Genomic DNA, 9,282 nt, shown 5'->3' on the forward strand with positions numbered 1-9,282 from the left:
CGTGTTCCGGTTGCTCGCGCGGCAGGCACGCGCTTACAATGGAATTCGCCCGGCGGTCGCCACGTTCGCAAGAGGCAGGAGACCCCGCGGGCTGGAGATCAGCGCCATGGCAGCCGATCAATATCTTCGCTACGACCCCTCTGTCGAGCAACCGAGTCCCGAAGAGGCCGACGCCGTCCGGGACATCGTCGCCTCGATCGAGCGGACCAGCGACGCCACCTTCAAGCGATTTCACCACGGCATTCGCCAGCAGCATGCCAAAGGCGTCGGCTTCCTGCGCGGCGAATTGACCGTGTACGACAATCTGCCAGCGCATTTGCGCCAGGGCCTGTTCGCAAAGCCCGCCCGTTATCCGATCATCGTACGCCTCTCCACCGCTTTCGGGCTCAAGAGCGATCGCGTTCGCGCGCCCCGCGGCATGGCGATCAAGGTGCTTGGCGTGTCCGGCGACAAGGCGCTGGTGGATGACACTTCGACCAACCAGGATTTCCTTCTCGTCAATCACCCGAGCTACATGGCCGATGCCAAGGCTTATTTGGCAGCCCAGCGCAACGTCGAGCGCAACCTGAACACTCCCGACATCGGATTCAGGATCGTGGGTTTCTTCTCCCGCATCGCCATCACGGTTTCGAACGCGACTGGCGTCTCGATTCCACTGCTTGCGAAGGCGCTTGGCGACCCCGGCAACAACATTCTCGGCGAAACCTTTCACACCGAGGGCACGCTCCGCTTCGGCGACTATATCGCGAGGATCCGGGCGGTGCCGGTCTCGGATGCCGTGCGCAAGCTCGCCGGTCAGCCCTGCCATGACGGCGACGAAATCGTGCGGGACTCGGTCACGGAGTTCTTTCGGGAGAACTTCGCGGAATATGAGCTGCGTGCGCAGCTCTGCACCGACCTGACACGCACGCCGGTCGAGGATTCTTCGATCGACTGGCCAGAGGGTGTCGCGGTACCGCAACCGCTGGGCAAGATCACCCTCCCTTCGCAGGCCACCAACAGCGCTACTCGCCGCGACTACGCCAACGACGTCCTGTCGTTCGATCCCTGGCGTTGCCTGGCCGATCATCAGCCGCTCGGCTCGATCATGCGGCTACGCAGGGATGCCTATCGCGCGTCTCGCGAGCGCCGGCATAAGCAGAACGGACCGATCCCGCCGCCCAGAGAACCGCAAGATATCAGCGAGTTTCCCGATTGACGTCAGCCTGGCGGCGGCAACTGTCCGCCGTACTGGCAATCTCGGCGCGGGCGAAGAATGACAGCGAGCGCAGCGGTTCGTCTGGCGCGAGCGAGCACGCAAGCGAATTCACGACCTTGGTCGAGCGACCTCTCCAGTTCGCTGCCTTCCGTGCCTCTCCACGGCTTGCGTAAAACTCCGCGAGCGAGGCGTAGACTCGCCAAGCCGCGTAGGGCAGCCCGGCATGGCGAACGGTCGAGACGGCCTCGGACAAGTGCCGTCTGGCGATCTCCGCATCGCCACTCAGCAGGGCAATTCTCCCCATCACCTCCTGACACAGCGCGAGGAACGGCCGATCGGGCGCCGCGCTCGTCACCTCGTGAAACCGGCTGGCTGCCGCCCTTGCCTGGTCGAGGTCGTCTGCCTCGATCCAGTACTCGCAGCAGTTCAGCAGGTACTGCGGCATGACCAGCGACTCGATCGGCACGCCGTCGACCGCCATCCGCCGCTCGACGGCATCGAGATGCTGCCGCGCCAAGGTGAGGTTGCGCATCCCGAGATGGGCACGCACCAATAAATTCCTGCCCAGGAAGAAGGTGAACGGGTTTGCCTCGAGCATCGGGCCGGTGACTTCCTCCGCATTCCGCGCCGCGGTCTCATGGTCCTGCGCCGCGGCGTGGAGCCACCCGATCGTGAGCTGACACAAGGCGCGCGCCTGCGGATTCGCGTTCCGCTCCGCGATGGCAAGCGCAGAGCGAACGCTCTGCCGCAGCGTCCCCCATTCGCCCATATAAAGCGAGGCGAACGCTTCGACGGACTCATAGAGCACGAAGAGGTAGACGTCGCCGAGCATGCGCGCGAGCCGCTTGCCCCTGCTCGTCGCATCAATGCAGGCCGGATAGTTCGACCTCAGGAACTCGAGCACCATTTCCATGGAGCAGCGCCGCAGCCGCATGCTGAGGTCCTGCGTTTCCGAGATCAGTGCCGACGCCTGCTCCGAGAACTCGGCGTCTTCGCGGCTCCAGCCGCTCAGCATCAACTTCAGATTGGCGACGTTGCCCCTAACCAGGGCAGCGAATGCAGCGTCATCGATCGCCCGGCTCTTCGCCAGTGCCTGCTCGGCGAAGGGCAGACATCGTCGCCGATCGATGTAGAGGCAGAACCTGCTGAGATCGACTAGCGCGTTCACCTCCTCCCGAACGAGGCCGTTCTCAGCTGCATGGGCCACGATCGCGCTGAGATCCTGCAGCGAGTTCAGGAAGTCGCCGCCGGCTCGCCAGGCCCAGGCGCGCTGCAGCAGCAGCTTCAGGCGCGTCGGCACCTGCACGTCCGTCGGCAGATGCGGCACGAGATCCAGGGCACGCGTGAGGTAGTTCGCAGCCTCGCGCGTGCTGAAGCGTCGCGCCGAACCCTCGGCCGCCATGGCGAGATAGCGCGTCGCCTTCGGAAAATCGCGCCCGAGCTCGAAGTGACGCGCGAGCACCGAGGCGACCTCCGCCACTTGCGATCCATAGCCGCGCTCGAGACTGACACCGAGCCGCACGTGGGTATTCACGCGTCGGGCCGGCGCCAGCCGCTGGTACAGCATCTCCTGGTACAATGCGTGCTGGAACGCGTAGCGGCCCGAGACCTCTCCGCTCGGCCATTCAATCGAGCCGGCCACGAGGATGATGCGGCCGGCACGCGCCAGCTCTTCGCACATCTGCTCCACGTCCAGCACGCTTCGATCGAGCGCGCCCGCAATGTGCAGCGCCGAGAACTCGGCCCCTGCCGCGCTCGCGACCTCGAGCAGGCTGCGCTCCTCGGCCGTGAGATGGTCGATCTGCCGCGCGATCATGCCCTGCAAATCGCGCGGCATGCTGTCATGCGAGGCCGCCTCCTCACGCTCCAGTCGCCATCCGTCGCTATTCTCGACGAGCACGCCCTGGGCAACGAGATGATCGAGGAGCGATGTCACGAACAAGGGCTGCCCCTCGGTCCGCGCGAAGATGCGCTCAACCAGCTCGCCGGCGAGTTCGGCCGAGTTGAAGCGCAGGGCGAGGTAGCGCTCGACGTCGCTGCCCGTCAGCCGATCGAGCGCGAGCTCGGTTGCATGTCCGTGGATCTGGAGATCCTGGTGGACGGTCTTGACCGGATGTCCGCCGACGGCGACTTCCATTGGCCGGTAGGTGGCGAGAACGAGGATCGCAGCCTTCCGGTCCCGCCGCGCCAGGCGCGACAGAACATCCACGGTGGCAAAGTCGCTCCAGTGCAGGTCTTCCAGGATGATGATCCAGGGCCGCTTCGCGGCGATGCTCTCCAAAAGATCGGCGAACTCGCGCAGCATGCGTTCCCGCGTCGCGCCAAAAACCTCCTGCTGGAAGGCGACGCGATCGCCTTCACCCAAGAAACCCGGCATCTGGGCGAGCCACGTCGGCGCGTGCTCGCGAATGGCGGCGAGCATTGCGGCGTCTCCCTCGCCGCGGCATCGCTCGTTGAGGGCTTCAATCAGCGGCAGGAAAGCCTCATGGGTGCCGAACAATTCGTTGCAACCGCAATGCAGCACACCGGGTCTCTCGCCCGCCATGCGATCGAGAGCCATCTGAACGAGCGTCGTCTTGCCTATTCCGGCTTCGCCGGTGATGAATACGACCTGACGCTGCCCGGCGCGAACCTTCTGTAGCGCGGTGTCGAGTGTCTCGAGCGCCGTCGTGCGTCCGACACGCCATTGCCGCCTGCGGTCGATGACGTCCTCGGACGGCTCCTCCGGCTCGGCGGCCGACGATGCCGTGGTGGTGACGGGGGCGATGAAGCGGTAGCCGCGTCGCGTGACCGTCTCGATGTAGCTGGGCGACTGCCTGTCGTCACCAAGAGCCGCACGCAGCGCATTCATGGCGACCGCGAGACTCGACTCGCTGACATGCAGATCCGACCAGACCGCGTCGAGCAGCTCTTCCTTCGTGACGAGCTCGCCCGGACGGTCGATGAGGCAGCACAGGACCTCGAAGGGCTTCGGCGCCAGCACGACGCGCTCCGGTCCGCGCCACAGCAGCGCATTGGCGCGGTCGAGCCGAAACTGACCAAAGGCGAGCTCGTCTGTCCGCACGGCCGCGACCTCCGGATGTTGTCCGAGCTTAAGAGAAAGCTCAGTCAAATGTAAGGACAGCTTAAGGACTCCAGGCGGTTCTTCGCCTTAGCGTCGCGCCTGGCGATGTCGTGGACATCACCAGAAAGCATTTCATCACGCTGTCTTTTTCGATCAGGGCAGTCGATGCCCATATTTTGGCAGGGAGTTGACCATGCCACTTCCATACCGCAGAGGTATTTTTTCAACCCGCAATTGCGAAGGCTGGTTCGTATTCGTCTACGCGATCGTCTGCGTGCTTGCCGCCGTCTATTTCTCGTCGTCGGAGCCGATCGTCATCGACGCCGGCCTTGCGATCATCGCGCGTCTGCCATGATCAGCGACGGATAGCGCCGCCGTTACCCGCTCGCGCGAGACAGCCCGAGCGCCGAGCCTCGGTCGGGCCGCCCCGTCGGAGCTGCCCTCTCGCGATCACCAATATCCGCGATAGTAGGGGCGGTGCCAGGCGCGGTAGGGCCGGTAGTAGCCATAGCTGTTGCCGTAATACGGTCGATACGGGCGGTAGTAGCGGGGATAGGAATAGTAGGGCGAATAGGCGTAGCCACCGTAATAGGCTGGCGCGTAGCCACCGCCGTAGCCATAGGGGCTGCCGTAATACGGATCGCCATAGTAGCCGTAAGGCGCGCTGCTTGCGATGGCGCCGCCGATGATTGCGCCGGCAGCAAGCCCTCCCAAGCCCCAGCCCCATCCGCCGCCGCCGCGCCAGCCCCATCCGCCGCGCCAGTACACTTGCGTGACGTCGTCGGAGACCATGGCCTTCATCGTCGCCACATTGGTTGGCATTGGCGCTGCCGTGGCCTGCTGCACCTGGCCGGCCATGACAGCACCGGCGAGCGAACAGGCTATTGCCGTTTTCCAGATACTCATCACCTTGCTCCCTGTCTGACATTTCGTTTGGCAAAAGGGTCGCACGCCGCATGATCCGGCATCTTTGCGCTGAATCAAAGCATCCGTTTGCGTGCACCGCACAAGGCATCCCGGCGCGTCGTCGATCCCGACCGCCTCAAATCCCAGAAAGCCGGCACGGATCGTCCCAGCTCTGCATCGAGCGCTGAAATGCCGCAGGACCAACGCCGGCAAGCGCGCTCGAAGCGGCTACTTCGTCCTCACGCCCGGATCGGTCGCCGATGCCACGAGATCGCCCGCCTCGCGGCTGCCATGCGTAAACCAGCTCTGGTGCAGATCGACGTTTCTGAGCGTGCCCGAGCCGAGCAGGCAGCCAGCCGCCGTCGGGACCACGACGAAATCATTGCCGAAGGCGAGCACGTCGATGCGATAGCTGTGCGTCCCCGCATCGACGATCTCCCAGCGGCCCTGCAGCAGCTGCGCATGGCGATCGCTCCTGGCGATGGCGGTGCCGTTCTCCTTCAATGACAGGGCCCACGCCCCGTCGAAGGAGGCGGTCTCCGCGCAGGGCGAGAGGACCTGCCAGGCCTCGGCGAGATCGCGTTGCTGTACGGGGTGATCCGGGGTGCCGGTCAGGTAAGCCAGCCCAACTGAAAGCAGTCGCAGCAGGCCAAACATCTCGTTGGCGCAGGGCATCGTATAAATCCAAAAAATATGAAAGCGATCTGAAATACCCCGCAACCTACCACCCTTTCGGGTCGATCGGGAAGACTTGGCAAGCGAAAAAGCCGAGCCGCAGGGCGGCCACGACCTATGGCAACCAACAGGGCACTTTCCGAATTGTTATCCGTGCCGCTAGAATTCTGCTTCGATGCAGGCGCCACCGGCTTCCCGCGAGGGAAATTTCGGGGCGATAAAAACGGGGCCCCCGGGAGGACAGAATGAACCGTGTTGGAAATGAGCCACTCGCGCGCCAGGCCCTGGCCTTCGTTCTCGCCGGCGGACGAGGAAGCCGTCTTCTCGAACTGACCGACCGGCGTGCCAAGCCGGCGGTCTATTTCGGCGGCAAATCCCGCATCATCGACTTCGCGCTGTCGAACGCCGTGAACTCCGGCATCCGCCGCATCGCGGTCGCCACCCAATACAAGGCCCACAGCCTGATCCGGCATCTTCAGATGGGCTGGAACTTCTTCCGGCCCGAGCGCAACGAGAGCTTCGACATCCTGCCGGCGAGCCAGCGCGTCTCGGAGACGATGTGGTATGTCGGCACGGCCGATGCCGTCTACCAGAACATCGACATCATCGAGTCGCACGGCGCACGCTTCATCGTGGTGCTCGCCGGCGATCACATCTACAAGATGGATTACGAGGTGATGCTGCGGCAGCACGTCGACAGTCGCGCCGACGTCACCGTCGGCTGCCTCGAAATGCCACGCGCGGAATCCAGCGGCTTCGGCATCATGCATATCGACGAAAACGGCATCATCCAGTCCTTCCTCGAGAAGCCGAAAGACCCGCCGCCGATGCCCGGCAAGCCCGACATGTCGCTCGCCAGCATGGGCATCTACGTCTTCGACGCCAAGTTCCTGTACGAGGAGCTGAAGCGTGACGCCGCCGACCCGAACTCGAACCATGATTTCGGCAAGGACATCATTCCCTATATCGTCAAGAACGGCCGCGCGGTGGCGCACCAGTTCTCGAGCTCGTGCGTCCGGTCCGGCGACGACCCGCGCGCCTATTGGCGAGACGTCGGCACCGTCGACGCCTACTGGGCCGCCAACATCGATCTCACCGACGTGGTGCCGGAGCTCGATCTGTTCGACCGCTCATGGCCGATCTGGTCCTATGCGGAGATCACGCCTCCCGCCAAGTTCGTGCACGACGAGGAGAGCCGGCGCGGACAGGCGGTGAGCTCGCTCGTATCGGGCGGATGCATCATCTCCGGCGCCTCGCTGCGGCGGTCGCTGCTGTTCACGGGCGTGCGCATCAACTCCTATGCCAATGTCGAGAATGCCGTGATCATGCCTTACGTGAATGTCGGCCGCGGTGCGCAGCTGCGCAACGTCGTGATCGACCGTGGCGTCGAGATTCCGGAAGGACTCATCGTCGGTGAGGATCCGGAGCTCGACGAAAAACGGTTCCGCACCACCGAACAGGGCGTCTCGCTCATTACCCAGCCGATGATCGACAGGCTGAACGCATGGCGTTGACGCGCGTTCTCGCGGTCGCATCGGAAATCTATCCGATCATCAAGACCGGCGGCCTTGCCGATGTCGCCGGCGCGCTGCCGGTCGCATTGAAAGCCCATGACGTCGAGATGCGGACGCTGCTGCCGGGTTATCCGGCCGTCTTGCGGGCCTTGCCGAAGACGGAGGAAATCCGGCGCTGGCCGGATTATTTCGGTGGGCCTGCGCGCCTGCTCGCGGGTACACATGACGAGCTCGACCTCTTCGTGCTCGACGCACCACATCTCTACGAGCGGCCGGGCAACCCTTACGTCACCGCGGAGGGGACCGACTGGCCCGACAACGGCGTGCGCTTTGCGGCGCTGTCGCGCGTCGCCGCCGATATCGGCCTCGGCCTCGTCCCTTCGTTCGTACCTGACGTCGTGCATGCGCACGACTGGCAGGCGGGATTGCTACCAGCCTATCTGCACTATGCCGGCGGTCCCCGCCCGGGGACCGTGATGACCATTCACAACATGGCCTATCAAGGCAAGTTCGCCTACGAGATGCTTGCTTCGTTCGGCCTGCCGCCGGACTCCTTCAGCCTCAGCGGCGTCGAATATTTTGGCGGGATCAGCTTCCTGAAGGCCGGCTTGCAGTTCGCTGACCGCATCACAACGGTGTCGCCGACCTACGCACGGGAGATTCAGGGTGACGAGGGCGGCATGGGACTCGGCGGCCTCTTGCGCGAACGCTCCGGCGTGCTCAGCGGGATCTTGAACGGCATCGATATCGACGTCTGGAATCCCGAGACCGACCCGCACATCGCCCATCGCTTTGGCGCCAAGGAGCTGCAAGTTCGGACCGCCAACAAGGCAGCGCTGCAGAAGCAGTTCAATCTCACGCCGTCGGCGAATGCGCTTCTGCTCGGCGTGATCAGCCGGCTGTCCTGGCAGAAGGGTCTCGATCTCCTGCTCGAAATCATTCCGACGATTCTTGGCGAAGGCATGCAGCTCGCGCTGCTCGGCAGCGGCGATGCGGACCTCCAGGACCGCTATCTGGCCGCGGCACGCGCCCATCCCGGGCGCATCGGCGTCGTGATCGGCTATGATGAGATCCTTGCCCACCTCATCCAGGCGGGCTCCGACGCGCTCCTCGTGCCGTCGCGGTTCGAGCCGTGCGGTCTCACCCAGCTCTGTGCGCTTCGTTATGGCGCCGTGCCGGTCGTCTCGCGCGTCGGCGGGCTTGCGGACACGGTGGTCGACATCGGCGAGGCCGATAGCAGCGGCCACGACGCGACCGGATTCAAGTTCGGGCCGGTGACGGCGGAGGGGCTCGCCGCCGCGCTGCGCAAGGCGAACCTCGCCTTCCATGACCGTTTGACCTGGCGCAGGCTGCAACTGAGCGGCATGACGACCGACGTCTCCTGGCGCAACCGGGCGGGCGACTATGCGGCGCTCTATCGCACGATCATGGCAGCCCGCCGGTAATGATGGGTCAACAGACGCATTTCCATCAACGAATCCGTGCTATAGGGCGGCCACCATGGAACCGCTCATCGTTAAGCTGCTCGGGTTCGCTGCGGCAACCTGCACGACCCTCGCCTACACACCGCAATTCATCAAGGTCTGGAAGACCCGCTCGACCGAGGACATCTCGCTCGGCATGTTCCTCGCGATGCTGCTCGGGCTTGCACTCTGGCTGATCTACGGCCTGCTCTCCGGCGACGCGCCGCTGGTCGCCGCCAACGCGATCACCATGGTGCTCGCCGGCGGCATACTCGTCATGAAGCTGAAATATGGGTGAAGGTTACGCGCATCCGTAGGGCGAGTTAGCGCAGCGTAACCCGCCAGCTTTGTCGCGGCCTGATGGCGGATTACGCTAAGCTAATCCGCCCTAATCTTACTGTGTCATAAAATCATCCGCACGGTACGTCTTTGGATGAGAGCAGTACAGCACGGACATCGTCG

Annotated in this window: 8 protein-coding genes; 5 read left to right on the forward strand and 3 right to left on the reverse strand. The window is 64.1% G+C overall.

What is annotated here, in order from left to right:
* Window positions 1–106: 106 nt before the first annotated feature.
* Window positions 107–1,198 carry a catalase family protein gene (locus SO139_RS25890; RefSeq protein WP_449379002.1) on the forward strand — a complete coding sequence of 364 codons (1,092 nt, stop codon included), beginning with the start codon at window positions 107–109 and terminating at the stop codon, window positions 1,196–1,198.
* Here the strand turns inward: SO139_RS25890 and SO139_RS25895 are convergent.
* Window positions 1,179–4,262, reverse strand: coding sequence for an ATP-binding protein (locus SO139_RS25895; RefSeq protein ID WP_449379003.1), 3,084 nt, complete (start codon window positions 4,260–4,262; stop codon window positions 1,179–1,181). The two genes, SO139_RS25890 and SO139_RS25895, sit on opposite strands and share 20 nt — an antisense overlap.
* A gap of 193 nt (window positions 4,263–4,455) precedes the next feature.
* On the opposite strand from SO139_RS25895, the gene SO139_RS25900 reads away from it, so the two are divergent.
* The gene (locus SO139_RS25900; RefSeq protein WP_449379004.1) at window positions 4,456–4,617 is read left to right on the forward strand and encodes a hypothetical protein; all 162 of its coding nucleotides are present in this window, start codon (window positions 4,456–4,458) and stop codon (window positions 4,615–4,617) included.
* Window positions 4,618–4,712: 95 nt separating this feature from the next.
* Here SO139_RS25900 and SO139_RS25905 read toward each other — a convergent pair whose 3' ends face one another.
* Together SO139_RS25905 and SO139_RS25910 are read right to left on the reverse strand one after the other, a co-directional pair.
* Window positions 4,713–5,168 carry a hypothetical protein gene (locus SO139_RS25905; RefSeq protein WP_498540807.1) on the reverse strand — a complete coding sequence of 152 codons (456 nt, stop codon included), beginning with the start codon at window positions 5,166–5,168 and terminating at the stop codon, window positions 4,713–4,715.
* A gap of 228 nt (window positions 5,169–5,396) precedes the next feature.
* Window positions 5,397–5,843, reverse strand: coding sequence for a hypothetical protein (locus tag SO139_RS25910; RefSeq protein ID WP_449384644.1), 447 nt, complete (start codon window positions 5,841–5,843; stop codon window positions 5,397–5,399).
* Between the two features lie 245 nt (window positions 5,844–6,088).
* Here SO139_RS25910 and glgC point away from each other — a divergent pair, with 245 nt between their 5' ends.
* Genes glgC through SO139_RS25925 form a run of 3 tightly spaced genes read left to right on the forward strand, consistent with a single transcriptional unit; the run spans window position 6,089 to window position 9,118 of the window.
* Entirely contained in the window at window positions 6,089–7,357 is a 1,269-nt protein-coding gene (gene glgC / locus SO139_RS25915; protein ID WP_449384643.1) for a glucose-1-phosphate adenylyltransferase, read from the forward strand.
* Window positions 7,348–8,802, forward strand: a complete 1,455-nt coding sequence (gene glgA, locus SO139_RS25920) for a glycogen synthase GlgA (RefSeq protein ID WP_449384642.1) — start codon at window positions 7,348–7,350, stop codon at window positions 8,800–8,802. The genes glgC and glgA overlap by 10 nt, the downstream gene beginning before the upstream one ends.
* Before the next feature lie 55 nt (window positions 8,803–8,857).
* On the forward strand, window positions 8,858–9,118 hold the full coding sequence (locus SO139_RS25925; RefSeq protein ID WP_449384641.1) for a SemiSWEET transporter: 261 nt from the start codon (window positions 8,858–8,860) through the stop codon (window positions 9,116–9,118).
* Window positions 9,119–9,282 lie beyond the last annotated feature (164 nt).

The sequence above is a fragment of the Bradyrhizobium sp. UFLA05-89 genome (genome assembly GCF_059803475.1).

Bases quoted from the DNA above. Each gene is read 5' to 3' on its own strand.
- SO139_RS25890 (WP_449379002.1), top strand. From the start codon at position 107: ATGGCAGCCGATCAATATCTTCGCTACGACCCCTCTGTCGAGCAACCG.
- SO139_RS25925 (WP_449384641.1), top strand. From the start codon at position 8,858: ATGGAACCGCTCATCGTTAAGCTGCTCGGGTTCGCTGCGGCAACCTGC.
- glgC (WP_449384643.1), top strand. From the start codon at position 6,089: ATGAACCGTGTTGGAAATGAGCCACTCGCGCGCCAGGCCCTGGCCTTC.
- glgA (WP_449384642.1), top strand. From the start codon at position 7,348: ATGGCGTTGACGCGCGTTCTCGCGGTCGCATCGGAAATCTATCCGATC.
- SO139_RS25905 (WP_498540807.1), bottom strand. From the start codon at position 5,168: ATGAGTATCTGGAAAACGGCAATAGCCTGTTCGCTCGCCGGTGCTGTC.
- SO139_RS25910 (WP_449384644.1), bottom strand. From the start codon at position 5,843: ATGCCCTGCGCCAACGAGATGTTTGGCCTGCTGCGACTGCTTTCAGTT.
- SO139_RS25900 (WP_449379004.1), top strand. From the start codon at position 4,456: ATGCCACTTCCATACCGCAGAGGTATTTTTTCAACCCGCAATTGCGAA.